26 protein-coding genes and 3 pseudogenes are annotated in these 26699 nt (G+C 35.0%); 24 read left to right on the plus strand and 5 right to left on the minus strand.

The annotated features are described in order from the left end of the window. Positions 1-87: 87 nt before the first annotated feature. From V7014_RS14225 to V7014_RS14235, 3 genes are all read right to left on the minus strand, one after another. Positions 88-810 (minus strand): amino acid ABC transporter ATP-binding protein, encoded by a 723-nt coding sequence (locus V7014_RS14225; RefSeq protein WP_252433547.1) that lies wholly within the window; start codon positions 808-810, stop codon positions 88-90. Beyond that, a complete protein-coding gene (locus V7014_RS14230) occupies positions 807-1433 on the minus strand; it encodes an amino acid ABC transporter permease (protein ID WP_335508125.1) in 627 nt (208 codons plus the stop codon). The genes V7014_RS14225 and V7014_RS14230 overlap by 4 nt, the downstream gene beginning before the upstream one ends. A gap of 72 nt (positions 1434-1505) precedes the next feature. Continuing rightward, positions 1506-2306 (minus strand): transporter substrate-binding domain-containing protein, encoded by an 801-nt coding sequence (locus tag V7014_RS14235; protein ID WP_335508101.1) that lies wholly within the window; start codon positions 2304-2306, stop codon positions 1506-1508. 159 nt (positions 2307-2465) lie between these two features. Here V7014_RS14235 and V7014_RS14240 point away from each other — a divergent pair, with 159 nt between their 5' ends. The 8 genes and pseudogenes from V7014_RS14240 to V7014_RS14275 all read left to right on the plus strand — a co-directional run bounded on the left by V7014_RS14240 (position 2466) and on the right by V7014_RS14275 (position 9336). Further along, entirely contained in the window at positions 2466-3914 is a 1449-nt protein-coding gene (locus tag V7014_RS14240; protein WP_335508102.1) for an alanine/glycine:cation symporter family protein, read from the plus strand. A 107-nt stretch (positions 3915-4021) separates the two neighbouring features. Beyond that, positions 4022-4801 (plus strand): gamma-glutamyl-gamma-aminobutyrate hydrolase family protein, encoded by a 780-nt coding sequence (locus V7014_RS14245; RefSeq protein ID WP_335508103.1) that lies wholly within the window; start codon positions 4022-4024, stop codon positions 4799-4801. Positions 4802-5112: 311 nt separating this feature from the next. Next, a pseudogene (locus V7014_RS14250) lies at positions 5113-5280 on the plus strand (DUF3885 domain-containing protein); the annotation flags it as partial. A gap of 772 nt (positions 5281-6052) precedes the next feature. Continuing rightward, positions 6053-6393: pseudogene (locus V7014_RS14255) on the plus strand (nuclear transport factor 2 family protein). Positions 6394-7143: 750 nt separating this feature from the next. After that, positions 7144-7479 (plus strand): YfzA family protein, encoded by a 336-nt coding sequence (locus V7014_RS14260; RefSeq protein ID WP_335508104.1) that lies wholly within the window; start codon positions 7144-7146, stop codon positions 7477-7479. A gap of 15 nt (positions 7480-7494) precedes the next feature. Then, positions 7495-7866 carry a GntR family transcriptional regulator gene (locus tag V7014_RS14265; RefSeq protein WP_335508105.1) on the plus strand — a complete coding sequence of 124 codons (372 nt, stop codon included), beginning with the start codon at positions 7495-7497 and terminating at the stop codon, positions 7864-7866. 5 nt (positions 7867-7871) lie between these two features. Beyond that, positions 7872-8738: an ABC transporter ATP-binding protein gene (locus V7014_RS14270; RefSeq protein ID WP_335508106.1), complete on the plus strand. Its 867-nt coding sequence runs from the start codon at positions 7872-7874 to the stop codon at positions 8736-8738. After that, the gene (locus V7014_RS14275; RefSeq protein ID WP_335508107.1) at positions 8731-9336 is read left to right on the plus strand and encodes an ABC-2 transporter permease; all 606 of its coding nucleotides are present in this window, start codon (positions 8731-8733) and stop codon (positions 9334-9336) included. Before V7014_RS14270 ends, V7014_RS14275 begins: the two co-directional genes overlap by 8 nt. 14 nt (positions 9337-9350) lie before the next feature. Here the strand turns inward: V7014_RS14275 and V7014_RS14280 are convergent, their stop codons facing one another. Beyond that, positions 9351-9554 carry a hypothetical protein gene (locus V7014_RS14280; RefSeq protein ID WP_335508108.1) on the minus strand — a complete coding sequence of 68 codons (204 nt, stop codon included), beginning with the start codon at positions 9552-9554 and terminating at the stop codon, positions 9351-9353. Positions 9555-9791: 237 nt separating this feature from the next. Between V7014_RS14280 and V7014_RS14285 the strand changes: the two genes are divergently transcribed. The 16 genes and pseudogenes from V7014_RS14285 to V7014_RS14360 all read left to right on the plus strand — a co-directional run bounded on the left by V7014_RS14285 (position 9792) and on the right by V7014_RS14360 (position 25275). After that, complete coding sequence (locus tag V7014_RS14285) at positions 9792-9977, plus strand: hypothetical protein (protein WP_335508109.1); 186 nt, start codon at positions 9792-9794, stop codon at positions 9975-9977. Positions 9978-10173: 196 nt separating this feature from the next. Then, positions 10174-10926, plus strand: a pseudogene (locus tag V7014_RS14290) (alpha/beta fold hydrolase). A gap of 175 nt (positions 10927-11101) precedes the next feature. Continuing rightward, complete coding sequence (locus V7014_RS14295) at positions 11102-11767, plus strand: CPBP family intramembrane glutamic endopeptidase (RefSeq protein ID WP_335508110.1); 666 nt, start codon at positions 11102-11104, stop codon at positions 11765-11767. Between the two features lie 176 nt (positions 11768-11943). Next, a complete protein-coding gene (locus tag V7014_RS14300) occupies positions 11944-13023 on the plus strand; it encodes a Fe(3+) ABC transporter substrate-binding protein (RefSeq protein ID WP_335508111.1) in 1080 nt (359 codons plus the stop codon). 137 nt (positions 13024-13160) lie between these two features. Next, positions 13161-14813, plus strand: coding sequence for an ABC transporter permease (locus tag V7014_RS14305; RefSeq protein WP_335508112.1), 1653 nt, complete (start codon positions 13161-13163; stop codon positions 14811-14813). Further along, complete coding sequence (locus V7014_RS14310; protein WP_335508113.1) at positions 14813-15496, plus strand: ABC transporter ATP-binding protein; 684 nt, start codon at positions 14813-14815, stop codon at positions 15494-15496. The genes V7014_RS14305 and V7014_RS14310 overlap by 1 nt, the downstream gene beginning before the upstream one ends. A 348-nt stretch (positions 15497-15844) precedes the next feature. Further along, positions 15845-16393, plus strand: a complete 549-nt coding sequence (locus tag V7014_RS14315) for a copper resistance CopC family protein (protein ID WP_335508114.1) — start codon at positions 15845-15847, stop codon at positions 16391-16393. Position 16394: 1 nt separating this feature from the next. After that, complete coding sequence (locus tag V7014_RS14320; RefSeq protein ID WP_335508115.1) at positions 16395-17414, plus strand: copper resistance D family protein; 1020 nt, start codon at positions 16395-16397, stop codon at positions 17412-17414. 183 nt (positions 17415-17597) lie between these two features. After that, entirely contained in the window at positions 17598-19058 is a 1461-nt protein-coding gene (locus V7014_RS14325) for a sensor histidine kinase (RefSeq protein WP_335508116.1), read from the plus strand. Next, positions 19055-19741 (plus strand): response regulator transcription factor, encoded by a 687-nt coding sequence (locus V7014_RS14330; RefSeq protein WP_335508117.1) that lies wholly within the window; start codon positions 19055-19057, stop codon positions 19739-19741. Before V7014_RS14325 ends, V7014_RS14330 begins: the two co-directional genes overlap by 4 nt. Before the next feature lie 83 nt (positions 19742-19824). Next, a complete protein-coding gene (locus V7014_RS14335) occupies positions 19825-20529 on the plus strand; it encodes an ankyrin repeat domain-containing protein (RefSeq protein WP_335508118.1) in 705 nt (234 codons plus the stop codon). Between the two features lie 168 nt (positions 20530-20697). After that, complete coding sequence (locus V7014_RS14340; protein WP_335508119.1) at positions 20698-21780, plus strand: hypothetical protein; 1083 nt, start codon at positions 20698-20700, stop codon at positions 21778-21780. 144 nt (positions 21781-21924) lie between these two features. Further along, positions 21925-22851, plus strand: a complete 927-nt coding sequence (locus tag V7014_RS14345) for a D-alanyl-D-alanine carboxypeptidase family protein (protein WP_335508120.1) — start codon at positions 21925-21927, stop codon at positions 22849-22851. Between the two features lie 69 nt (positions 22852-22920). Then, on the plus strand, positions 22921-23604 hold the full coding sequence (locus V7014_RS14350; protein WP_335508121.1) for a response regulator transcription factor: 684 nt from the start codon (positions 22921-22923) through the stop codon (positions 23602-23604). Between the two features lie 142 nt (positions 23605-23746). Further along, positions 23747-24715, plus strand: a complete 969-nt coding sequence (locus tag V7014_RS14355) for a sensor histidine kinase (RefSeq protein ID WP_335508122.1) — start codon at positions 23747-23749, stop codon at positions 24713-24715. A 401-nt stretch (positions 24716-25116) separates the two neighbouring features. Next, positions 25117-25275: a hypothetical protein gene (locus V7014_RS14360; protein WP_335508123.1), complete on the plus strand. Its 159-nt coding sequence runs from the start codon at positions 25117-25119 to the stop codon at positions 25273-25275. Between the two features lie 324 nt (positions 25276-25599). Here the strand turns inward: V7014_RS14360 and V7014_RS14365 are convergent, their stop codons facing one another. After that, positions 25600-26505 carry an AEC family transporter gene (locus V7014_RS14365; RefSeq protein ID WP_335508124.1) on the minus strand — a complete coding sequence of 302 codons (906 nt, stop codon included), beginning with the start codon at positions 26503-26505 and terminating at the stop codon, positions 25600-25602. Positions 26506-26699: the final 194 nt, after the last annotated feature.

A 26699-nucleotide genomic window follows, 5' to 3' on the forward strand; every position in this document is an offset into this window, starting at 1 on the left:
TATTTCTCCTCCCCTTTACATCTCTGTTTGCTCCCTAATTATAAAACAAACCTCTAAATTCGTGTCGAATTTAGAGGTTTGTTAGTTCTAAAGTACTTTTCTTAGGAATTCCTTTGTTCTTTCTTGTTTCGAATTTGAGAACAATTCCATTGGTTTTCCTTCTTCTAAAATATATCCACCATCCATAAATAAAATTCGATCTGCAACTTCCCTAGCAAAGCCCATTTCATGGGTAACGATAACCATCGTCATCCCTTCATTCGCTAGGTCTTTCATTACCTGTAATACTTCGCCAACCATTTCGGGATCAAGGGCAGATGTTGGTTCATCAAACAACATAATTTCTGGTTCCATCGCTAGTGCTCTCGCAATGGCCACCCTTTGTTGCTGTCCCCCAGAGAGATTGCGTGGGTATACATTCGCTTTTTCGTATAAACCAACCTTAGTAAGAAGTTCCATCCCCTTTTGCGCTGCTTCCGTTTTCGAGTACTTCTTTATTTTTTGCAGGGATAACGTGATATTCTCAAGTGCCGTTTTATGTGGAAATAAGTTAAATTGCTGAAACACCATTCCTACTTCTTGGCGTACCTTATCGATATCCACTTTCTTGTCCACTATGTTTGTGCCTTTAATCCATATCTCACCTGAAGTCGGCTCCTCTAATAAATTTAAACAGCGTAAAAAGGTAGATTTCCCCGACCCGGAAGGTCCTATAACACAGACAACTTCTTTCCGATGAATGTCCGCATCAATACTTTTCAATACTTCTAAATTACCAAATGATTTAACTAACCCTTTGACTTGAATCAAATTTCCACCAACCTCCTCTCAATCCAGTTAGAGATCTGGGTAAGTACATTAATAAGAAGCCAATATAATACACCAACAGCAGCCAAGAATTCGAACGCTCTAAAATTCACGGCATATATATTCTGGGCTGAATATGTAAGCTCCATAATTCCGATTGTTGCAAGAAGAGAGGTATCTTTTATGCTAATAATGAATTGATTCACGAAAGCGGGTATCATCCGCCTTACGGCTTGTGGTAAGATGATATGCCGCATTGTTTGTCCAAGATTGAAGCCAAGGGCCCTTCCCGCTTCCATTTGCCCCTTATCTATGGACTCAATCCCTGTACGGAATATCTCGACTAAATATGCACCTGCATGTAAGCTAAGTACAAAAATACCGGCTTGAATGGGGCTAGTGGCACGGCCGAATAATATTGGGAACAATCCAAAATAGAAGAAAATAATTTGCACGTACAGAGGGGTTCCACGAATAATACTAACGTAAGCTTTGGCAATAAATTGTAAGTATTTATTAGGTGAAACCCTTAACATACCGAATACAAGTCCCAAAACGGTTGCAATTAAGAGAGATAACAAAGCCAATTCTATAGTCATCACTGCTCCTCGCAACAGAAGTGGCATCGATTCTCCAATCAATTTTAATGTTTCCAATAGCTACTTCCTCCTTTAAAAGAAATAAAACATTGTGTTTTTTTAGTTAGAACCAAAGTATTTTTTATACATTTTGTCGTATTCGCCGTTACTTTTCATTTCCGCCAAATGTTTATTAAATTTATTAAGTAAATCCTCGTTATCCTTTGAAATAGCAATTCCATATTCCTCACCGGTCAATTTATCGCCAATCATTTTTAACTTATTCCCTGTTCCGGAATTCATTTTGTCCAAAACAAATGGAAGATCATTAACAAGTGCGTCAGAACCACCAGCTTCAACATCCATATATAGGGTAGGTTCATCTTCTAAAACTTTCACATTGGAATCGTACTTCTTAGCAAGCTCCTGTGCTTTTTGAAGGCCTGATGATCCTTGTTTAGCAACAATTGTTTTTCCCTTTAAATCTTCAAATGATTTGATAGAACTATCCTTCTTTGTAACAAGAACAAGGCCGGATTCAAAATAGGAATCTGTAAAGTTTGTTACTTTTCTTCGATCATCCCGAATGGTGATAGCTGCTGCAGCTCCATCTATTTGCTTTGCTTGAAGTGCCGGAATAATACCGTTAAATTTCATTTCCTTCCATTCCACTTGTAAATTTTCTTTTTTTGCGAGTGTTTCCACGATTTCAATATCAAACCCCACTAGCTTTCCATCCTTATCTTTTGCGGAGAAGGCGCCGCCGTCGGGGGTTGTAGCAAATATTACTACATCTTTCTTATTTTCATTTTTGTCGGAGTTGCTATCCCCTGATCCAGATGAGGTGGTGTTACTATTTCCGCAACCTACCAAACTAAATACCAATAATGCCAATGCAACAACGAATGAAAGCCTTTTCATTATTTACCCTCCTTAGAGAAATGTTTTTTTATTTATGGAAATATTATAAAAATAATGTAGAATAAATATCAAAATATTATGTGAAAATTCACTAATTATATTAATTGTGCATTCAATCAAACTTTTAGATAGTTGTTAAAATGAAAGGGCGAATTTTTCATGAGCGAAAGAATAATAGATTACTTAGTAAATATCTTGTGGGACACCCCTTTAACTTTCGCCATAATCCTTACAGGGGTTTACTTTACTATTGAAAATAGGTTCTTCCAAATCAACTATTTAATATACGCCTTTCGTAATCTTTTTACCGTTAATTTTTATATAAAGGCAGCAAAATATTTGAGGGAAAACAAGTCCTCCATTGGCGCCACAAGTTTATCAATCGGTAGTACAGTCGGTATAGGGAGTATTGGTGGAGTTGCTACCGCTATAGCAATTGGCGGCCCCGGGGCTATATTTTGGATGTGGATTGCTGCATTTTTTGGAATGATCATTAAAACGGCGGAAGTGACACTTGCGGTGTATTATCGAAGTAAAGATAAAGAAGGTAATATATATGGGGGACCTACAGCTTATATCGAAAAAGGAATCGGAATAGAAATGAACTTCAGGAGTTGGCTTGTCCCGGTTGCTATATTTAGTATTGGTATAACTTCAACAATCTTTATTTCAAGCCAAAATTATATTGCATCTAAAGCTATAAGTTCAACATTTGGAATTAATATATTTATTGTTTCTATACTCTATTCAGCTGTTGTGTTTTTATTTATAAGGCGTAAAGCAGAAAATATAGGGAGACTTTTTATTTTTATTATTCCCGTTATAACGAGTGCTTATATCATTATCGGTTTGATCATCATGGTAGCTGATTTCCGTAATATTCCTTCTGCCTTTGGATTGATTATAAATGATGCGTTTCATGGCACATCCGCCTTAGGTGGGTTTACAGGGGCAACACTGTCCCAAGTTATTACAATGGGGGTTACACAGGCCGTTTACAGCAGTGAATTCGGTTGGGGAACCTCTCCAATTGTTCATTCGGTTGCAAAGATTAACCACCCCGTTAAACAGGGACTATGGGGTGGTTTTGAAGTTTTCTTTACAACCATTATCTGCAGTATAACTGCATTTGTAATTATTCTGTCTGGAGAATGGACATCAGGCCAGTCTGGTCTAGTGCTGTCTCTGAATTCATTCGAATCGTTTTTTGGGGTTTTTGGGAGATATATTATTACAATCATTATCTTCTTTTTTGCATTAACAACATCCATTGGCTGGTTCACTTACAATGAAATTATCTTCAGACATCTGTTTAGAAATCGCTCCTTGCTAAAAGGTAGATTAATAAATTGTTTAAAATTTCTTTACCCATTCCCTGAATTCCTGTTTGTTGTATATATAACTGTTTTTCATTTATCCGAAAAATATGTTTGGTCACTGACGAACATTACAGTTGCATTTCCAACGTTTATTAACATTATTTCCATACTCATCCTAAGTAATCAGTTTAGGAAACTCGTTTTGGATTATAAAGCGAGATATTTAAAAATTGGGAAGGTAGATGCAGATATGCATTTATTTTATGAAGATAAAGAAAAAAAGGCGTAACATCATGTATGAATTATGTAAAAATTCACATATTTATTTGATTTTTCTTCTATATTCTTTTCTAAAATGAAATATAAAAGAATAAAGCAAAAGGAGAATCAAAATACATGAAGCCTTTGATTGGATTTACTATGAACTATGTTAGCGCTTTTGAAGAAAGAGAAATTAGATTTAAACCTTCACAGGATCATGTTATTTCTGACTTGGATTACCCGAGTTGTATCGTCAATGCCGGCGGGATTCCAATACCTATTTCTGTTATAGATGATGAAGGATACATGGATTCCATTCTAGATCGAATAGATGGCCTTGTGCTTACAGGGGGAAGTGATTTAAGCCCACAATTTTATGGACAACCATATAAAAAGGGGCTAGGGAGCATTAACCCAATTAGGGACAGCTTTGAAATGAAGTTAGTTGAAAAAGCCATCAAAAAGCAGATGCCAATAATAGGCGTATGCCGAGGCCTTCAATTATTAAATGTATTTTTTGGCGGTACTTTGATTCAGGATATCGATGAAAATTTTAAGACAGACCTAAAACATGACGGCTATATGGGCCCTAAGTGGGGCATTGCTCATAACGTGAAGCTAGATAAAAATAAAGTGTTATATAAATGTTTCGGGAAAGAGGAAATAGAAGTCAACAGCTTTCACCACCAAATTATAGATACTCTTGGGTCCGGTATTGAAGTTGCGGCAATGTCGGAAGACGGAATTATTGAGGGGATTGTCCATACAGAATATCCTTTTATCGTTGCTGTCCAATGGCATCCGGAAATGATGGCCGATGTCTACCAAGAGCAGCTAAAGCTCTTTCAGTTATTGATAAATTTCGTTAACGATAATCCGCCAATTAAAAACAAGGATGTAATGGCAATAAATTAAGCTGGGTAATATCATCTTCGATTAATTAAAGCACTTACAGAAGAGAGAAAGCACCACAAATGGTTAAATAAACTGGTGCCTTTGTGAAAGACATAGTCTCAGCAACCTGAATATCTCAAGGTTCTCTATATAGGGCAATAAATCGAAGAAAACGAGGAGAAATAAACTAATAAGGATTTATTTCTCCACATTTACTTTGCGGTCTAGAGCAAGAACCCTGTCATTAAGCCTACAAGGAGTATATAAAAGGGCTATCTTGCATTCTCATAACGATGATATTTATATCGTAGTTGACGTAAACGATTATGCAGATGGTTAATTTTATCAACATCAACAGGAAAACTATATTTCACGTTTATGATGACAGGGGTTGTGATTTATTGGCGACTTAGCCCGAAACAATAAGAGATGTTTATGACAAATACAACGATTGGATATTAGATTACGACAGAAATGAAATAGACGAGATATTCAAATAAAGGATGTCTCCTTGTTGAACTAACGGGTGCGTTAGTAGAATAAGGAGCATTAAAATAATCAAACTTTTTTATAAAAATCAGTGCTAAAAAACAAAAGAGAGCTATCGTTTTGATCAATCTTTTTTCAAAATGATAGCTTTTCATATGTGAAAAAATTAAGCTTTAATCGTGATTTTTAAATCAAACTTTATTTTAAAGCTACAATAATAACTCCTATTAGCTTTAAAAATTAATAGGATTTATTAGTGCACTAAAGGGGTGCACAATTGGCCTCCACCCTTTGGATAGGCATGACGAAGGAATGAAAGGGCACTTGACCCGTAGAGACATGGGAGGTTTAGCCACCAAGGATGATGTGGAGTATAAGTGCATCATATGGTGTTTATTAGGAGATTTATAGCTTCCTTGATTTACGTATGCCCTCTTTCACCTTTAGCTCTACTAATCTTTTATTCTGGTCTACGATGGCCTATGCAAAAGGATGAAATCCTGCGAATACATGAGTATTTAAGAGGTATTTCTTATTTTACGAGTGAGTTGAAGAAGTTGTTTGTTTGATCATTTAACAATAGAGATAGACATACGAGGGAAAATAAGAAATACAATTTAACATTTGTTTCGGTGAACCGTATCATGACATAAAAAAAGTGAAACATGTTATTGAAAACATGTATTTAAACTAAAAGATAGATAGATAAATTACATAAGAAGGGTAACACTTTAAAGAAAGGATGATTTGCAATGAAGAATTCTCTAAAAAGAGAAGTCTGTGATGTTTTTGCAACTGGTGGCATCAGGGGAAGTACGCGAAGCATACCATAAGTACACTGGACCAGATTTTCGCCATCATAATCCCTATTTCCGTGGAGATGCTGACTCTCTTATGCTCGCAATGGAAGAGAACACCACCAAGAATCCTCACAAAGTCCTTGAAGTAAAACGTGTTATCGGAGATGGTGATATTGTTGCGGTTCACTCTCATGTAAAGCAAAAGCAAGATGACCTTGGGGGAGCGGTGGTCCATATCTTCCACTTTCATAAGAAATCGTCGAATTCTGGGATGTAGGTCAGCCGATACCGGAAAATTCCCCCAATGAAAATGGCGTTTTCTGATGTAGGATTTTGTAGTTATGCAAACGGTACTTTTGTAGAACAAAGGATTGCTGCAGTAGCCCTTTTTTTGAAAGAAAGATTGTGAAGAATTGTACTTAAAGTAACAGGTGAGATAGTTTAATAGTAGTATTAAAAGAGAGCCATCGTTTTGATCAATCTTTGTTCAAAACAATGGATTTTGTTATGTCGTGAAATTAAGGATTTAAAGTGATTATTAATCACTTTTCACACAGTCTCAAGTTAGTACAACTAGAATTTTAAATATTTGATAATTTTTCAGATCTAATAAGAGCATGTTTTGATACATCTTTTTTTCAAAACATGCTCTTTCTGTTTTTTATTTATCAAAGCTGATGGTGATAATTTGATCAAATAGTTAGAGGTGAATAATACAACATCTTTTACATAGCTATTTTGGGTATTTTCACTGTATGAAAATCGGGTCAAACCCCTTACTTAGCAGGATTAATAATTGGTCTTTCAATTTCAATATATTATGGAAATTTATTGTAAATGCGATTGTATCAAGCTTCAGTTCTACTGTATTTAGACTAGCATTTATAAAATTTTCTTTCGTTTGAAAAAAATGGTTGCGCAGTATTCTAAGTGTGTATATAATGTGAATATAGTATATATACATTATGTAAAGTTGTGAGTAACTATTTGTAAATCGGTCTTCAATTACAATTAATGAAAGGGTAACAACCATTACACTTATCCTCTATGGAGGGCTTGAATTTAGTAAATTAAATGATGAAGCATGAGAGGAGAAGTGTTCAAATGACAGGCACAGAAAATACACAGAATATTAATCTAACAAAACGCTGGATGATCATCATTGGAATATTTTTAATTGTTCAAATGATTTTTATCGCGGTTGATGGAACTTTCCTAGAGCCAAACATAAACGATAGTAATAACTTAATTCCCAGGATAGTAAGATGGATTTTGGACTCGAAGCTCTTTACTGAATGGATTACCCCTTATTCCTTTCCATTTTTTAATATGGTCATGACAGTTCATGTTATTGCTATACTGATTCAAGCAGTACATGACATTATTTCAAGTATGTCTTCAAAAAAATAAAGAAGAGGGTTTGGCATGAAAATAATTATTTCCAACAGTTCAAAGGAGCCGATTTATGAACAAATTACGAATCAAATTAAATCGTCTATTTTATCAGGTGAACTACAAGAGGGGACAGCAATACCCTCCATGCGTAATCTCGCAAAGGATTTACAAGTTAGTGTAATTACGACGAAACGTGCCTATGAGGAATTGGAGAAAGCGGGCTTTATCTATTCCATTGTCGGAAAAGGGTCTTTTGTCGCAGAGCAAAATTTAGAGGTTATAAGAGAGAAGAAGCTGAAGGTCATTGAGGAGCAGTTGAGTGCGGTTATAACAAATAGCAGAGAAATTGGCCTGTCACTTGATGAACTGCAGCAATTATTGAAGATTTTATATGAGGAGTGAAATGAATGGAAAATGTGGTTGAATTAAAAAATGTAACGAAGAATTTCAAAGGTTTTTCCGTTAAAAATATTGATTTACAAGTGAAACAAGGCTTTGTAACAGGATTCATTGGAGCAAATGGAGCTGGTAAGTCAACAACGTTAAAAATGATGATGAATCTATTAAAACCGGATGCCGGAGAAGTTAAGCTTTTCGGGTTGGACTACAAGACGCATGAGAAGGCGATCAAGGAGCGCATGGGGTTTGTATACGATGGCAATGTATTTTTTGAAGGGCTGAATTTAAAAGATATAAAACGTATAGTTGGACCAGCTTACAAGCGCTGGGATGATACATTATTTTATCAATATGTTGAACAATTCGAATTACCGCTTAATAAAGCGATTAAAACTTTCTCAAAAGGCATGCAAATGAAGGCTTCATTGGCGGTAGCACTATCACATCATGCAGAGCTGATCATTATGGATGAGCCAACAGCAGGCTTAGATCCCATTTTTAGACGGGAGCTGTTGGTTCTCTTACAAGAATTAATGGTTGATGGTAATCGCACCATTTTCTTCTCTACGCATATTACAACTGATTTAGATCGTATCGCAGATTATATAGCTTTAATACAAAGAGGGGAATTAGTATTTCATAAATCCATTCACGACGTAGCTGAAAACTATGCGCTCGTTAAAGGCGGAATGGATCTTCTGGATCGAGACACGGAAAAGGCTTTTGTTCATATTCATCGTGCATCAACAGGATTTGAAGCATTAACGGATAATATTAATGCAGTGAATAATACTTTCGGAGATGCAGTTGTCATTGAACGCGCCTCTCTGGAAGATATCATGTATTACTTGAAAGGCGGCGTACACCATGTTTAATTTAATCAGACGTGATGTCATACTACAGAAAAGACAACTATTAATCTTTATTCCTTTTATCTTATTTTTTATATTTATGGGGGTACATCCAGCTTTGACTTTTCTCATTGCAAGTATTTTTATTCCCTTTAACACATATGCTTACGATGAAAAAGTAGAGACAAACATGTTATTAAATTCCTTACCTTACACACGTACAGAAATTATCGCATCACGCTATCTTGGTGCTATTGTTTATATGGTTTTAGCAATTGGAGTGACAAGTCTAGCATTATTTGCTTTCAATAAACCGTTTACGATGACTGATATTGCGATTGGCAGTGCCTTATTCTTACTATTTGCTGCGTTTACCTTTCCATTATTTTATATACTTAAACCAGGCCATATTTCAACGATTGTAATGATTAGCTTCCTCACTTTAGCATTTATAGGACCGAAGATTGTGTTGTTTTTAGCCGAACATTTAACAACAATAACTGATTTTATTGTTAATTTATCTGTCCCGGTTTTATATACAGGAGCGACACTTGTTGTCTTGGCAGTCTATGTTATTTCTTGGGGGGCTACCACTGTTATTTATCAACGAAAAGCGTTCTAAGTGGGTTCTTTGTACTAGCTGAAAAATTCAAAATCAACTTCGACTAGATGTATGATGTAAGAAGCAGAGATTTTCTTTTTGGATGTGAAGCTATTCGTATGAAAGCGTAATTGTGGTTCTTTAATAAACATTGCTTGACGGAGAGAAGTAAACTTTGCATCAATTCTCGTTGAATAAGGCTGACTGAAATGATCAAACTGTTTTGATAAAAATTTCATACTTCATTTAAAAAAGTAAACTCCATTTTGATTAATCTTTATTCAAAATGGAGTTTTGTAGTTGCTAGTGAGTATGGTTTTTTGACACCTTTTTTAATCAAACTTTATTCCAAAACTGCAATTGATTTAGAGTAACAATAAAGGTATTTGTACCATTTTTTCCATTTCATGTATAATGAAATGTAGGAATATTTCGATATTTGTTAATTTAAAAGGGCGGGCTTAGGAGGAAATTAAATGTTAGAGATTGAAAAAATTAAGGACAAAATTCAGCAATTAAGTGAGGCCGAAGCTAAAAGTCTATTACTAATCATTTATGGCAGATTAGATACAGCGATAAATGGAAATTGTGATGAAAATTTTGTGAAAGAGACAATGGATGATTTATTTGAAATTTATTTTGAGATGCCAATGAATAAATAAATGGGGCTATTATTTTTTTCGCCTATTGTATTAAATAACTTTATTAGTTCTCAATAGCAGAAGATCAAGGCTGTTATTTTGACGTTTTTTTTACTGCTAGTTAGGGGGAATTAACATTAAAGGGAAAATAACTGATTTACATAGTGAATTTATTCATGGATTACATATTAGTAGTATTGGTGAGGGAGAGGCTATTATTTTTTTACATGGTGGACCTGGAAGTGAACATCGTTTTTTTCTTCCTCATAATTTACCATTATCACAAAGATTTAAGTTAATATTTTATGATCAAAGGGGATGTGGAAAATCACAACCATTACTAAATAATAAATAATCTATGAAAGATGAGATAGAGTCATTAGAAATCATACGTAAAGAATTAAATCTTGATAAAATCAACTTATTTGGTGAATCGTGGGGTTCTATGCTTGCATTGCTATATGCAACTTGTTACCCGGAAAGAGTAAACAAGATAATTTTAACAGCGGCCATTGGTGTTACATACGAAGGTTACAATAGATTTGAAAAGGAATTAGAAAAAAGATTATCAGAAAAAGATAAAATACTACTTTCTAATTTAGAGGAGAATTTCAAAAAAGGAAATTCAACTATAGAAGAAATCTTTGAAGTTTTGGATAAATATTATGTTTATTCAGAAGCATCATTAAAACAAAAAAGAGAAACGTCAATTAATACATTTGTAAACGATGCAATTAGTAAAGATATTATCGAAAATTATGATTTGACCAATATGTTAGATGAAATAAAAAATATCCCTATTTTAATTGCACAAGGTACTCATGACATTTTAACACCTGATTTAATAAAAAGTTATGTATTGGATTATATTCCACACGCAAGATTAATTGAAATTGACAAGTGTGGTCATTGGACGGTAGTGGAAAAGCCTGATGAAATGAATAAAATAGCAAATGAATTTTTTGGATAAGGACAGTACTATTTGTATCATTCCATAAGATTAGAAGGTATCAAAACGAAGTGGCAGCATGAATTCTTATTTGATTTAAAATGGCATTATTTTTGTCGGATTAGGAATAAAGGTATTTCAGACAAAAACAACTTAATAACCAAATTATAACTAAATCAGGAGGGAAATAATCAAAGTGAGATTACAACTAGAAAGTAAGGTCAAAGTTAATGATGTGAAAACATTATTAATATACCTATTAATCTTCAATTCTGTGTGGGTTTTTAAAGAATTGTGGTTAATACAGTATATTGATCCATTGAATGAGGTTACATCTGCTTTTTTAAATGCATTAATTAAGATTCTCGTTTGGGTAGTTCCCGTTTGGTTATACATAAAGTATTTCTTGCACGCTAATCCAATCAAGTATTTGAAAATGAATAGTAATATAAAGAAAGGTTTGTTCTGGGGAATCTTTCTATCTCTACTTCTAGGTTTATATTTTGCCTTCCAAGTATATATTGTAAATGACCAATCATTTAATTTTAATTTATCCTTAAGTAGTTATCTTAATGGTATTCTTTTGGTTGGAATTACCGAAGAAATTGTGTTTCGAGGTTTAATCTTACAAGAAATTAATAAGCGACTAGCATTTTGGAAAGCAAATATAATCACGGCTTTGTTATTTCTAATAGTACACTACGCTATTTGGATTTATGAAGGTGTATTTTTCGATTTATGGAGCCATATCTATGTTTTCTTAGTAGGCTTAATCTTTGGGATCGTCTATAAAAAGACAGGCTCTTTTTGGTCGGTTGTGATTTTACACTCCTTTCATAATTTCTTTGTTAGTATTGCGTAACCGAGTAAGAGTTCATTATAACTTTATTTAATATGGAGTAGTCTAATTTCATAGTTAGATTAAAATCGCCTCTATTATCAAAACAACAATATAAAAATATTGACTTGAGAATGATTATCACTATAATTTAGATTAGTAATAATTCACGTTTTTAACAGAACAAGGGAGATTATAGGATGGTTAATCGTAAAAATGGTATTTTCTCTATTATGCTAGTATTGATGCTAACCCTTCTTACAGCATGTGGAGGAAACAACGAGGCAGATGACAAGAAAGCAAGCGACAAGAAAGAGTCGAAAGAAGCTGGCACTGTTAATTTATATACAAGCCGCCACTACGAAACAGATGATGCTCTTTTTGAAAAATTTACAGAAGAAACAGGAATTAAAGTAAATGTTGTTAAAGGTGAAGAAGATGAATTGATGGAACGTCTTACACGTGAAGGTCAAGCAACTGAGGCTGACTTATTTTACACAGCGGATGCAGGACGTCTTCACTGGGCAAAAGAGAAAGGTCTATTACAAAGTGTAGAAAGTGAAACACTTACGGCGAATATTCCGGAAAATTATCGTGATGTTGACAATCAATGGTTTGGAATCACAAAACGTGCTCGAATTATTGTTTATGCTAAAGATCGTGTGAAACCAGAAGATCTTTCGACATATCAAGCCTTAACAGAACCTCAATGGAAAGACAAAGTTTTAATTCGTTCTTCTGAGAATGTATATAACCAGTCACTTGTTGCATCATTCATTTCTATGTACGGGAAAGATGAAGCGAAAAAATGGGCGCAAGGAATGGTTACAAACATGGCGCGTGATCCACAAGGTGGCGACCGTGATCAAGCAAAAGCGGTAGTAGCTGGTGAAGGTGATGTTGCCGTGATGAATTCGTATTATTATGGACAACTTTTAAACTCTGAAGATCCAGAAGAAGTAAAAGTAGCTGAACAACTCGGTGTTTTCTTCCCGAATCAAGAAACAGATGGAACACATGTAAATGTTAGTGGTATTGGTGTAACAAAACATGCAAAGAACAAAGAAAATGCGATTAAATTTATCGAATTCTTATCTAGTGAAGAAGCACAAGGTCAGTTTTCAGAAGCAAATTTTGAATACCCAGTTAACCCAGCAGTTAAGCCTTCTGAATTGCTTGCTTCTTGGGGTGAATTCAAAGAGCAGGATATTAACATGTCAGAGCTTGGCAAATATAATGCTGATGCATTAAAATTAATGAATGAGGTTGGATGGAAATAATCCACTTGTAAAGAATACTCGGAGAGAACAAACTATTCCTATCGTTTGTTCTCTCTTTTCACATGGATGCCTTCTTGTATTTCAATAAAGATTATTTAAAACAAGAAAGAGAGTTCATAGTTATTGGGGAGGGCATAATGAAAGTTATACGAAAACTGATTCGGGCAATGAAAATTCATTTGAATAGTTGGATGATTATGAGTCTGGTATTCTCTTTAATAATTCTTCTTCCAGCATTATCAATCTTTGCTCAAATGTTTACTAAACCTAATGAAAACTGGGAACATATAAAAGAATTTTTGTTAGCAGACTATATTCAAAACACATTAATCATCGTCGTATTCACTGGATTTTTTTCCATCTTGATTGGAGTTAGCCTTGCTTGGTTTGTAACGGCTTATCGCTTTCCTATGAGAGGTTTTTTTAAATGGGGACTTATTCTACCTTTAGCTATTCCTCCATATATTGGCGCGTATACTTATCATGGCATACTAAATTATACTGGAGTAATACAGACAACGCTCCGTAATCAGTTTAATGTGAAGGCAAACCCTGCATTTTTCGATATTATGAATATTCCGGGTGCGATTTTTATTTTCACTATTTTTTTGTACCCTTATGTCTATATCATTACGAAAGCTTTTCTTGAAAATCAATCATCCGCCATCGTTGAAAATGCAAGACTGCTTGGAAGCGGACCGTTTAAACTGTTTTTTCGAGTGGTTTTACCTATTTCCCGTATTGCCATCGTTGGAGGAGCGAGTCTTGTCATTTTGGAAGTGCTGAACGACTATGGGGTTGTTTCCTATTTTGGAATTCAAGTGTTTAGTACGGCCATTTTTCAAGCATGGTTTGGAATGAGTGATGTTGCCACGGCTATCAAGTTAGCTGGAATTCTAATGACGATTGTATTGGTTATACTATTGATTGAAAAGCTGCTACGCGGCAGGAAAAAGTATAGCTATTCGACTGCCAAAGTACGTCCTCTCGAGCCAATGCCTCTTTCAGGTGTGAAAGCATGGGGATTATTCGCTTATATGATATTCATTTTTTCTTTAGGGTTTTTAATTCCGTTTATTCAACTTTTTCAATGGATGTTGTTAACGTTCGAAAAGGTAGCGAGTCCCGAATTTTTAGAGCTAATTTTTAACTCTATCTATGTTTCTTTTATCTCATCCTTTATTATTATCGTCATTGCTCTAGTGATAGGTAATTTTGTTAGGTTATCAGAAGGACCATTTGCGAAAGTAATCGCAAAAATTACTGTGCTTGGCTATTCTATTCCAGGAGCGGTCATTGCTATTGGAGTTTTAACGCTGTTTTTAGCACTTGATCGCTTATTGCAATCTGTATATGGATTTATTGGTATTCCTACACCGATTGTGCTCAGCCTAAGTATTATAATGCTAATTTTCGCATACATTACTCGTTTTCTTGCAATCGGCTATAATTCGATTGATTCTGGCTTTGAGAAAATTGGCCTCAAGTTTACAGAAGCATCCAGATTGCTCGGAAAGCCTTTAACAAGAACGTTTTTTACAGTTGATTTTCCTATGATTAAAGGTGCAGTTATTGGTGGTTTTATTTTAACGTTTATTGAAGTAATGAAGGAACTTCCCCTTACGATGCTTCTACAACCGTTTAATTTTTATACACTTGCAACGAAAGCATTTCAATATGCTAATGATGAAGCGATCCATGAGGCAGCACTTGCTTCCATTTTAATAATTCTCATTAGCGGAGTCTCCATAATTGTATTTCACAAAGTATTGGAAAAGGAGTCTAGATAATGTATGTAGAATTAAATAACCTGTCATTTACTTATAAAAATGCAAAAGAAAAAACGATTCATAATGTAACAATTACAATTGAAAAAGGAGAAATTGTTACAATTCTAGGGAAAAGTGGAAGTGGGAAAAGCACAATCCTTCGTTTAATTGCAGGTCTAGAAGTACCGAATGATGGTTCAATTTCCATTAATGGACAAGTCATGACTGATGATTTCCAATTTGTGCAACCAGAAAAAAGAGGTGTTGGCATGGTGTTTCAAGATTATGCCCTATTCCCTCACATGACTGTGGCAGCAAACGTCAAATTTGGTTTAAATAAGTTGAACCGCAGAGAAAAAGAAGCACGTTTGCAGGAAGTGCTTGAACTTGTCGGGCTTACCGGATTTGAAAAGCGTTATCCATATGAACTCAGCGGTGGTCAGCAGCAACGAGTGGCGCTCGCCCGCGCGATAGCACCAAATCCATCGTTGATCATGTTTGATGAACCTTTCAGTAATCTAGATGCTGATTTGCAAATTAAAATCCGTGACGAACTACGAGATATTTTAAAGCAGGCTGCTATCACTTCCATTTTTGTCACCCATGACCAGGCTGATGCTAGAGCGATTGCTGATCGAGTGATTATTATGAAGGACGGTCAGGTTGTTCAAGCAGGCTCGCCGAAGCTTCTTATTCCTTCGTGAAAGGATTTCTTCGTTAATTTAATCCCAACTATGAAGTGGGTAATAGGCTTGAACTCGGTATTGCTCCGGACTCAGGCCTTTTCGTTTTGCTTTCATTCATTTACCAGTGCAAGCATCGATTCGATTTTTCCTACTGCCATTCATAAATATATTCAAATGACAATAGCGGAATTATAACAATTTTGATAAATATTTTAGAAAAATAGAGTCTTTTTGGGGGACTTTTGTCCACAATTTTGTTAACCTCATGGTGATAGTGGAAACCTGTTTTAGATTTAGGCTTATCTAATTCAATTATGGCGGGGATTTCTATATCACAATACTAAAATAATGGAAAAGGAGATTCACATGAAAAAAAGCATATTTACCTTTTTGTTATTACTATTAGTAATACCTACAATGGCTTCAGCCCACACTGGCTTGGTTTCGTCAAATCCGAGTGAGGGACAAGTAATCAAAGAAGATTTAACAGAGCTTACTCTAAAATTTGATTCTGAAATTGAAAAGTTAAGCACAATGAAATTAATCATAGATAATAAGGAAGTACCATTGGCTAAGGTGGAAGTAAATGAGAAAGAAATGAAAGGTACTCTTTCTGCGCCTTTAGAAAATGGAGCTTATATGATTGAATGGAAAATTGTTGGGGAAGATGGACATTCCATTGAAGGAGAGATTCCTTTCTCTGTCGAAACAGAGCAGGCAGATGTTTCAAATAACAACGAATCAGTGAAAGATGATCAAAAGGAATCAACTACAGAGAGCAAAGAGGTTCAAGATCAAACGAAAGTAGACAATGAAGAAACAAAGAGTACTTCAACGATGACAATTGTAGTTATCGTTATATTAGGAGTACTATTAGTAGCTGGATTCATGATGCTTTTGAAAAAGAAGAAATAAGATGAATATTCTCGTTATCATTACAGAAATAATTAGTTACATTCTTTTTTCTTTTTTAGTAGGTTATGTAGCCCTACAATTTATTCCTGAATCCAAAAAACCAACGATCGTCGTTCGAAAAACAGCTTTATTACTTGCTACGTTAGGAATTATTATTTGCACTTTCGGCCCAGTTCTGAAAATTATTATGTACTTTTCAGGGGATGTTGGTGTTAAAGTAGCTACTATATCGGTACTTACGGACTTTAAAGTAGGCAAGGCATGGATGTTTATTGCTTTTGTAGCTACTTTATTATGGATTACTTTTTACAAAGAGGGTTCTAAGTATCTTCAGGCTATTTTCCTTTTAGCAATGATTATGGCTGTGGGGTCGGCAGGTCATGTTGCCTCATTGTCTTATTGGACAGGCTTTATCTCACATTCTATTCATTTCTTAGTCTCTACCTTTTGGGTAGGAGTATTACTACTGGTAGGATGGTTTGCTAAAGATTATCGCAATTGGTCCGCGTTTTTACGCTGGTTTTCTCCTATGGCGATAGGTAGCTTAGTTTTAGTGATTGGCAGTGGGTTCATTCTCATGTTTAAAGTTGTGGAGCCTGCACAATATGTAAATGCATGGTCCATTCCATACGGTCAAATGCTGTTACTTAAACATATCAGTATAATACCGGTACTTGCGTATGCTTTTATTAATGGCTTTCTAGCCAAAAAAGCGTCAAGTTCACATACATTCGATCCTAAACCGTGGATTAAGGTAGAAAGTATCTTGTTGTTAATCGTATTTTCATTTACAGGAGTCATGGGTACATTGCCGCCTCCGTATGAGGTGCTCAATTCAAATGAGCTTGTATCATTTGTTCCTTCTATTCAAGGTGTTTTACTACTCTTTATGTCACTTCTATTTATTTGTATGATTATTGTTAGCTTTTATAGAAAGGCACCTGCTTTTTTAGGATTGTTATTCAGTATCGGTTTTATCGCATCACTGTATATGGGATGGATGATGAACTTGTTTTATTAAAATAAGTAGTCTGTTGTTTTAAACAACAGGCTTTTTGTTTTTTCTAAAAAAGAATTTATATAAAGTTTAGAATGTTTTAATGTTTATGTGATATGTTTCTGTTAATTCCAATTTACTATTTCTTTTTGGGAGAGTTTGTTAGATATTTACAATGTGAAAAAATGAATCCTGAGGTATATGATGATGTCGATTAAAACAAGGTTTTTGCTATCTTACATTGGTGTGATACTTATCTCTATAATACTATTGTTAGTTGCGGGATTTTTATTTATTTTGGCGATAACGGGAGATATAAAATCAATCGAGCATTTTTATAAAAAATCATATGTACAGAAACCTTTGACAACTGTAGAAGAGAATGCTTTTCTCGACCTTAAGCTATTAGCAAAAAACGATCCAGAACAGCTTTTAAATAAGGAGCAGATTAGACAGATTGATTCTAAGGATATTGAGATTGTAGTTAGAAAAGATAGCCATATAGAGTACGCTTCCTCCGAACTTAATGAAAATAAATTGCTAAAGTCTCTTCCTAAATTTGAAGCGACGAATATTAATACACGGGATACCATTAGGATTGAAGAGGCTTTTTACACGTATGTTAAATTTGATTTTTATTTCTCTAATCAATCGGAAGGAAGTGTGTTTGTACTTAGAAAGGTAAGTTCATATGCTGAGCTAACTAGAGAGTTATTCCCGATACTATTTAGTTTGTTACTTCTACTGTTCGTCATGATTATTGGATTATTGAACTACTTGGTTTCCAGAAGTATTATCAAACCTATTTCAACTATTAAAGAGGGTGCGGAGCGTATTAAGTCCGGAGATCTTGACTTTCAAATCAGCTCTGCTTCGAAAGATGAAATCGGGCAGTTAAATCGAACGTTTGAAGAAATGAGAATAAAGTTAAAGGAGTCCATACAAGTGCAGCTACAATACGAAGAGAATAGAAAGGAACTTCTCTCAAATATTTCACATGATTTGAAGACACCTATAACGTCTATTATAGGCTATGTGGAAGGGATAAAAGACGGTGTAGCCAATACGGAAGAAAAAATGGATAAATACTTAACTACCATATATACAAAAGCAAAAGACATGGATTCATTAATAGATGAGCTTTTTTTATTCTCTAAATTGGATTTGAAGAAAATTCCCTTTAACTTTGAAACGATTGCTCTGCACCAATATATGAACGACTATATAGAAGAAACGAATCTTGATCTAGTTGAAAGCGGTATTTATTTTAAATATCATTCTCCAGTACATCCTCTTTACGTAAAGGCAGATCGAGAGAAGTTAAGACGTGTATTGACTAATCTCATCAGCAATTGTGTTAAATATATGGATAAAGAATATAAAGAAATTACGATATCACTTCTTGAGAAACCTAATAAGGTGATTATACAAGTAGCTGATAATGGATCGGGTATTGAACCTTCAGCCTTGCCTTATATATTTGAGCGTTTTTATCGTGCGGAACTGTCACGAAACTCTCAATCAGGAGGTAGTGGCTTAGGGCTTGCGATTGCGAAACAAATTGTTTTAGAACATGAAGGAAGTATTTGGGCAGCAAGTGAATTTGGGAAAGGCACAAGCATATTCTTTTCATTGAAAAAAGTAGAGAAAAAAGGTGAAGGAAAGTGAAAAAAATACTGTTGATAGAGGATGAAATTAGTATTGCTGAGCTTCAAAGAGATTACTTAGAGATCAACAATTTTATCGTAGCTATTGAACATGCAGGAGATACTGGTCTTCAGCAGGCACTTAGCGGGAAGTATGATTTAATTATTCTAGATATCATGCTTCCAGGATTAAATGGGTTTGAGGTTTGCAAACAAATACGTGCTGTCAGCGATATTCCAATTCTTCTCGTTTCTTCAAAGAAAGAAGATATTGATAAAATTCGAGGTCTAGGATTAGGGGCAGACGACTATATAACGAAGCCGTTTAGTCCAAGTGAATTGGTTGCGAGAGTAAAAGCTCATTTATCACGTTATGAACGCCTGTCTGGTGGTCAAACAGATAAGAATACTATTTTAGTTCATGGGATATTTATCGATAAATCAGCCCGTAAAGTTTTTGTAAATGAAAAGGAAATTCCATTTACGACAAAAGAATTTGATTTGTTAAGCTTCCTCGTACAACACCCTAATCAAGTCTTAAGTAAGGAGCAACTATTTGAGAGGATATGGGGATATGATTCTGCTAGTGATGTCTCGACTGTAATTGTTCATATAAGAAAATTACGTGAGAAGATAGAAAATGATACATCGAACCCCATTTACTTAGAAACAGTTTGGGGAGCCGGTTATCGCTTTAACGTCTAAATAATCATTCTCATATCCGTATTTAATAGACTAGCTGACTTTCCTGTCTAAATATTTTTCAACGAATAGGAGAGAAGGAAATTATGAGGAAGTTCGCTTTACCAATCATTTTAGGATGCATGTTCTTTCTACAGGCTTGTGTTCAAACTGATGAAGGTGAAAATAATAATATGATGAAAGAAGGTATGGACAAAATGCAGGAACAACTATTTCTAAAAACGGAAAAAAAGGATGCAGAAGCAGTAAGCAAGTTGCTAAAAGAAGGCGTTGATATTAATGCAAAAGATAATCAGGGGCGAACTGCTCTTATGATTGCAACGTATAACAATGATCAGACAACTGCAAAAGTTTTAATTGATGCAGGTGCCGATGTAAATATCCAAGATAATATGAAAAATACCCCTTTTCTATATGCAGGTGCGGAAGGATATTTGGAGATACTAAAGCTTACGATTGATGCCGGCGCTGATCCTACCATTACGAACCGTTATGGAGGTACTGCCTTAATTCCAGCATCGGAACATGGTTATGTAGATGTCATTCAAGAACTTTTGACTCGTACTGAAATAGATGTCAATCATGTAAATAACCTTGGCTGGACAGCTTTAATGGAAGCAATCATCTTAAATGATGGAGACAAAACACAGCAGCAAGTAGTTCAATTGCTAATTGATCATGGAGCGGATGTAAATGTTCCAGATAAAGATGGAGTTAATCCTTTACAACACGCCAAAAAGCATGGGTTTAAAGAGATTGAGGAAATTCTTATAGAAGCTGGTGCTTCATAAATATAGAATAGAGGAGTCCTATTTATATAGGATTCTTTTTTATCGTTTTAATTAAAAAAATTTTCTGCTTATTTTATATTTTTTTAAGAATATTTTTATAGGCAGTTTAGATGTTGGTTGTACTATAAGTTTATAAATAACTTATATGATAAAAGGAGATTTCGAGTGATGACATTGACAAAACGAATTGTACCTGTAGCACTAGCTGTATCTGTAATATCAACTGGTTTTATGGCATATAACCAACCATTAAATGTAGAGGCTTCAAGCAACCATGTTGTTAAAAAAGAACAAGAGCAGCAGGAAGCAAAAATTACAAACATAAAAGCATTGAACACAATGACATTACAAATCACGTTCAATCAACCATTAGCTGCAAAAGATGTAGATCCAAACAACTTGGAAAATATTAAAAAAGATTTTAATTTCAATGGGGATTTAGAGATTGTTAATGTTCCTCGATTAATGACAGGTGCAAAAAGCACATATATTGTGCCTGTAACAATTCAAGAAGATGACTTCATGTATACATTAAACTACAAGGGACAGCGTGTGAAATACTTTGAAGGAACGGATGAAAAACTTCAAATTCGAAACACACAACAAGTTACCAATGATACATTTGAACTTGAATCATTTTTAGAAGACGGTGTAGTTGACTATGCAAATGTCATTGAAGCTTATCGAAATGGTCGTGGAGATTTAGCGTTCGCGTTAGATAAACATAATAGAGACAAGGATGGAAAACGTTACGACATCATTTCTTCATTACGCGATCGCAGTGTAACTGTTACAGGTAGCAATGGAGATAAATTTGTAGCGAATTATGTGCCTTTCACGCAAGCTGCTGATGGAAGACAGGCTCCGAAATTCCGTCTACCGGCAGGACAAACATTAAAGCCAGGTGTAACATATAAAATCTCATCAACATGGGCGGACATTGATCATAAAACGTTTGTAGCGAAATACGTTGCGCCACTTACTATTCAATCAGCTGAAGCAATTGATAATAAATCAATTCAAATCAAATTAGATAAAGACCCAAAAATGGAGTTGTTTGCAGGACGAAGCGTACAACTTCGAGGTAATGACGGAAGTAATTTACAAGCACAATACCGCTTCTCTTCACGTAAAGGTGTTGTAGGTGTGTTTGATGTAACAAACGGTACATTGAAATCTGGTGTGAAATATAATGTAGTACCAGTAAACAACTGGGCTAAAACAAGTAGTGTATCATTTACAGCAAAATAAAATTTCCGAAAAGTTAGAAAGACATATTGCCTTTCTAACTTTTTTTGTTATATATTTAAGCATTTCTTAAGATTTTCTTTCGTTTCTCTTTAAAGTTGATTTGTACAATGACAGTATACAAACTGACATTTAGGGGTCGTTATAATGAAGAAAAATCTTATTGCACTATTTATATTGATAACGATTATTGCCTGTTATTGGGGCTATGAAAAATACGGTGAAAGAATTAGTATTCAAAATGTAACGCTAAATTCACCTAGACATGCTGAAAAAACTAAGGACATAGCAATATCGAATTTAGATTTAACAGGAAGAGTGGCTTTACTTATTGATGATAAAGATGGAACGATATTGTATGAGAAAAATGCCAATGAACGTATTTATCCTGCTAGCACTACAAAGATTTTAACAGCTCTACTAGCTTTGGAACATGGAGATTTAGACGAAGAAATCACAGTTGGTGATGAAGTCAATACGAGCGTGAAAGGGGAAAGTACCGCGTATTTAGTCGGAGGGCGTACGTATACATTGAGAGATTTGCTAGCAGGCTTGATGCTACCTTCAGGGAATGATGCTGCAAGAACCATTGCCATTCATATTGGTAAAAAGATTGAGGGAAACGAAGAACTGAATAATAAAAGAGCAACGGCAGCATTTGTGGATAAAATGAATGAGTATGCGGAAGAGCTCGGGGCAAAACATTCTCACTTCGTAAACCCGAACGGCCTTCATAATAATAATCATTACACGACTGCCTATGATATGGCTATTATTACAAAAGCGGCTATGAAACAAGAAGGATTTATGGAAATTGTTTCGAAACAGTCTTATCAAAGTAAGCATGCAACCTTTAAAAATACGAATCAATTATTGGATCCGGAAACTGCTCACTATTTTGAGGGTGTAAATGGCATCAAGACTGGATTTACAGATGAGGCTGGGAGATGTTTAATATCTTCTATTAAAGTAGATGGTAGACATTTGGTTGCTCTTGTTTTCGATTCAACCGATGAGGCTATTTTCGAGGATGCTACGGCCTTATTGAGTGCAGGAATCACCTATGGAGGCTAAATGCTGTATGATATAATTTTTAGGAAGGTTCAGTAATTATATTAGATAACTGAGAAGGGACTGACAGCCTTGAAACAGATTCTGGTAGTGGACGATGATCATGAAATTGTTAATTTAATTTCAATATATTTAAAAAATGAAGGATACCTTATTCATAGCGCATCAAATGGGCAAGAAGCGTTGGATTTGATGGAACGAGAAACAATTGATTTACTCATCCTTGATTTGATGATGCCTGTTATGGATGGTATGGAAGTGTGTAGACGGTTGCGTGATAGGAATAGCCTTGTGCCTATTTTGATGCTCACAGCTAAATCAGAGGATATGGATAAAATTAGTGGTTTAATGAGTGGAGCAGATGATTATTTGACTAAGCCATTTAATCCGTTGGAGGTAGTAGCAAGGGTCAAGACATTGCTACGAAGAGTTTACCAATATAGCGAAAGGCAAAAAAATGACCATATTTTAATAGATAATTTGGAAATTGATCAACAGTCGCATACTGTGAAAGCGGCAGGTAAAGAAATCATACTGACGGCAAAAGAGTTTAGCATTCTGTCTATTCTTGCATCCAACCCTGGGCGGGTATACAGTGCAGAAGAATTATATCGGTTAGTATGGAAGGAAGCTTATATCAATGCTAACAACACCATCATGGTGCATATCAGCAATCTTCGTGACAAATTGGAAAAAGAACTAGGCTATAAAGTGATTAAGACCATTTGGGGAGTTGGGTATAAAATTGAGAAATAATTTACTCGGTTCTCTTTACGGAAGATTGTTCCTAGTTTTCGTAAATAGCTTGTTATTGTCTGCTGCTACAAGTAGTGTTTTACTGTTAATTTTATATGCTATATACAGGAATTCATCAGCTACGGGAGCTGTGGGTTTCGTCATGCGGAATTTTTATTATGAATATGGTTTATATCCTGCTATTCTTATCCTTCTCATATTCTTCTTATTCGTTTATTTCATGGTGCTGATTCGTAAATTTGTTTTGTATGTGTACCAAGTGGAGCATGTGACGAAGGAATTGTCTGAAGGCCGCTTTGAAGTAGATTTTCCAAATGATTCTGCCGAAATACCTTTGAAAATTTTCGAGAATCTCGAGTTAATGAAAAAGCAACTGGATTATTTCATTAAGGAAGAAAAACGAGCAAGTAGTTTGAAGAATGATTTAATTACAAATGTATCTCATGATTTACGGACGCCGTTAACGTCTATGATTGGTTATTTGCAATTAATTGAAAAAAACCATTATAAAGATGAAGTTGAGCTTATGTATTATGTAGATATAGCTTATGAAAAATCTATTAGGTTAAACCGGATGGTTAATGACCTGTTTGAATATACGAAATTACAAAATGATGATTTAGTACTTTATACAACAACACTTAATCTTAATGAGCTAATGAAACAATTAGTCGCTCAATTTTTACCTGAATCAGGTAAGCGAGGCATAGGTATTGATTTGGAGGAGAGAGAAACGAAATTAATGCTGAAAGCTGACCCTGATAAAGTTGTAAGGGTTTTTGAAAATATCATTTCCAATGCTCTGAAGTATGGAAGGGAAAGTACGGATGTTTTAATTATCATGGATCGTGAAGGTGAGTTCGCATCCGTTGATATACTTAATATTGGAGAGCCTATTCCTCAGGCTGCAATTCCTTTACTATTTGACAGACTTTATCGAGTGGAAACATCTAGATCCACTGAAACGGGAGGTACGGGTTTAGGGTTGGCTATTGCCAAAGGCATTGTTGAATCACATCGTGGTTCTATTCAAGTGACAAGCAATGAACAAAGAACAAGCTTTAAAGTATTGCTTCCGTTTTTACAAGCTGATTACAGTAAGTCGGACTGATTTTAGTCCGGCTTTGATTGATGTAAAGCTAAGAAATCGACCGATCTATAGTTCGTTAAGATCAATCAGTTTCATCATATATGTAGCACATGGATTATTCTTGTTGACGATTGGTATTGCTTTCGATATAAATTCTTTCTTCTACTCGAGTATTGTTCCGATATTGTCGATTATATTTGCATCAGCAATGATTTCATTAGGGAATAAAAATCGATACATTAGACAGTTTTATTAAGGTATGAATTGGTTCCATGTGAAACGAAGAGAGAATGTCACTTCGTTTTTTTGTTGTTTAGGAAATTATAAGATCAAGTGAATTGCAGAATATCGCTACGATAGGTACTCACAAAGTGTCACAAGTAAATGAGCAATTTCGTTATAAGGGAGAAGGAGGGACTTTGATGAAGAGTATTGTAATTATAGGTGGGGGCAAGGTTGTTGCAGCATTACGCCCTATACATAGACGAGAAAAAGTATATCGTTTATTGGCTACACTCATTAGTAAATTTGACAGCAGTAAAGAAAAGTATTCATTTCAAATAATAAATGTAAATGGATAAAGGGGATTGGCGTTACTAAATTCGAGTGGAATACAAGCAGTGATTAGCTTTGGAGTAGAAAAGGGCCAAATTGATGTGATTTATTATATAGTGAATCCAGACAAATTAAAGTATGTATAGAAAAGTGGGTAAATCTATTACCGGGGCTGTGTTCAACAGATTGAATAAATCTTTTGAACACAGCCCTCTTTCCTTTTTGCGGGATTTTAAAAGTCGTGCCCCAAGTACCCGCATTGGTTCCTTGTGAAATTCCAGCAACAAATAAAAAGAGATAAATCATTCATCTCTTCCTTATGTGACGTAAAACTGCTAGTTTGGTAGTGCTTATACACCTAAGTAAAAAAGCACAATTGGGATTGTGACTATACTTAAAAGTGTTGTAATCAGTGTTGTAAAGGAAACTAAATCAGGCTCTGTTCCATACTGAATCGCAAACATTGTGGTGTTTGCGGCGGCAGGCATGGCTGCTTGTATAATTAACACATTTTTTAACAATGTTGAGATTGGCATAAAAGATACAATCAAAATAGCTATTATAGGTGACGCAATCATACGAATAAGCGTTACCCATGAAACGTAACGATAGGCTACTCTTTTATTTGCGATCACAGCTAATTGCATACCAAGAACGAGCATGACAGTTGGAATCGAGGCATCTGCAATTAAAGAGATGGCCTCCATAAATGGTTTCGGAATCTGAATAGATAATAATTGTAATAGAATCCCCGCAAGAGCACCATGAATAACGGGCATACGGATCACTCGGCGAAAGGATTCTTTCACTGATGCTTCTTCTTCACCACCTAGTGAAGCGAAAAACAATCCGATTGTATTCATTAAGAAAGATTGAAATACCATCATAATGACGGCATAGTCAAAGCCTACCTTACCAAGAGCAAACAGTACGATAGGTGCCCCGTAGTTACCGCTATTCATGAATGCTCCTCCAAGCATCATTGCGGACATTTGCTGCTTGCTTGCTTTTGTAAAATATGCCGTTATCCAGACAACGATCATAAGAACGAAACAAAGAGCTAAGCAAAATAAAATGATATAAAAATATTCCATTGTTAATTCATTTACATAAAATGTCCGAAATGCTAGAAAAGGAGACATAATATATAATGCGACTTTCGAAACCGATCGGATATCAAAACCGATTAGCTTTTGTCCTAAAAATCCAGCAAAGAAAATCATAAAAGCCGGTAGTACTATCATCAATAACGCCAAAACTATTCATCTCCATCCAGTAAATAAGGTTTATGTATTCAGGGAAAAGACCCTTATCATTAGGATTATTTTAACAAAAAAAGAATTTTTTGATAGTTTTAGTGCTTGGAAGGATAATTTGGTATGAGTGCAGCGAAGAAATTACGTACAGCTTTAAAAAAGGTGTTGTCCCTATTTATCATGCTGTCTGTGGT

The sequence above is a fragment of the Bacillus sp. JJ722 genome (assembly GCF_036963345.1).
Lineage (GTDB): Bacteria > Bacillota > Bacilli > Bacillales > DSM-1321 > Bacillus_AD.

Excerpts from the sequence above, each read along its gene's own strand:
- V7014_RS14230 (WP_335508125.1), bottom strand. The coding sequence starts at position 1,433 with ATGCCACTTCTGTTGCGAGGAGCAGTGATGACTATAGAATTGGCTTTG.
- V7014_RS14235 (WP_335508101.1), bottom strand. The coding sequence starts at position 2,306 with ATGAAAAGGCTTTCATTCGTTGTTGCATTGGCATTATTGGTATTTAGT.
- V7014_RS14240 (WP_335508102.1), top strand. The coding sequence starts at position 2,466 with ATGAGCGAAAGAATAATAGATTACTTAGTAAATATCTTGTGGGACACC.
- V7014_RS14245 (WP_335508103.1), top strand. The coding sequence starts at position 4,022 with ATGAAGCCTTTGATTGGATTTACTATGAACTATGTTAGCGCTTTTGAA.
- V7014_RS14260 (WP_335508104.1), top strand. The coding sequence starts at position 7,144 with ATGATGAAGCATGAGAGGAGAAGTGTTCAAATGACAGGCACAGAAAAT.
- V7014_RS14265 (WP_335508105.1), top strand. The coding sequence starts at position 7,495 with ATGAAAATAATTATTTCCAACAGTTCAAAGGAGCCGATTTATGAACAA.
- V7014_RS14270 (WP_335508106.1), top strand. The coding sequence starts at position 7,872 with ATGGAAAATGTGGTTGAATTAAAAAATGTAACGAAGAATTTCAAAGGT.
- V7014_RS14275 (WP_335508107.1), top strand. The coding sequence starts at position 8,731 with ATGTTTAATTTAATCAGACGTGATGTCATACTACAGAAAAGACAACTA.
- V7014_RS14280 (WP_335508108.1), bottom strand. The coding sequence starts at position 9,554 with ATGAAATTTTTATCAAAACAGTTTGATCATTTCAGTCAGCCTTATTCA.
- V7014_RS14285 (WP_335508109.1), top strand. The coding sequence starts at position 9,792 with ATGTTAGAGATTGAAAAAATTAAGGACAAAATTCAGCAATTAAGTGAG.
- V7014_RS14300 (WP_335508111.1), top strand. The coding sequence starts at position 11,944 with ATGGTTAATCGTAAAAATGGTATTTTCTCTATTATGCTAGTATTGATG.
- V7014_RS14305 (WP_335508112.1), top strand. The coding sequence starts at position 13,161 with ATGAAAGTTATACGAAAACTGATTCGGGCAATGAAAATTCATTTGAAT.
- V7014_RS14310 (WP_335508113.1), top strand. The coding sequence starts at position 14,813 with ATGTATGTAGAATTAAATAACCTGTCATTTACTTATAAAAATGCAAAA.
- V7014_RS14315 (WP_335508114.1), top strand. The coding sequence starts at position 15,845 with ATGAAAAAAAGCATATTTACCTTTTTGTTATTACTATTAGTAATACCT.
- V7014_RS14320 (WP_335508115.1), top strand. The coding sequence starts at position 16,395 with ATGAATATTCTCGTTATCATTACAGAAATAATTAGTTACATTCTTTTT.
- V7014_RS14325 (WP_335508116.1), top strand. The coding sequence starts at position 17,598 with ATGTCGATTAAAACAAGGTTTTTGCTATCTTACATTGGTGTGATACTT.
- V7014_RS14335 (WP_335508118.1), top strand. The coding sequence starts at position 19,825 with ATGAGGAAGTTCGCTTTACCAATCATTTTAGGATGCATGTTCTTTCTA.
- V7014_RS14340 (WP_335508119.1), top strand. The coding sequence starts at position 20,698 with ATGACATTGACAAAACGAATTGTACCTGTAGCACTAGCTGTATCTGTA.
- V7014_RS14345 (WP_335508120.1), top strand. The coding sequence starts at position 21,925 with ATGAAGAAAAATCTTATTGCACTATTTATATTGATAACGATTATTGCC.
- V7014_RS14355 (WP_335508122.1), top strand. The coding sequence starts at position 23,747 with ATGCGGAATTTTTATTATGAATATGGTTTATATCCTGCTATTCTTATC.
- V7014_RS14360 (WP_335508123.1), top strand. The coding sequence starts at position 25,117 with ATGAAGAGTATTGTAATTATAGGTGGGGGCAAGGTTGTTGCAGCATTA.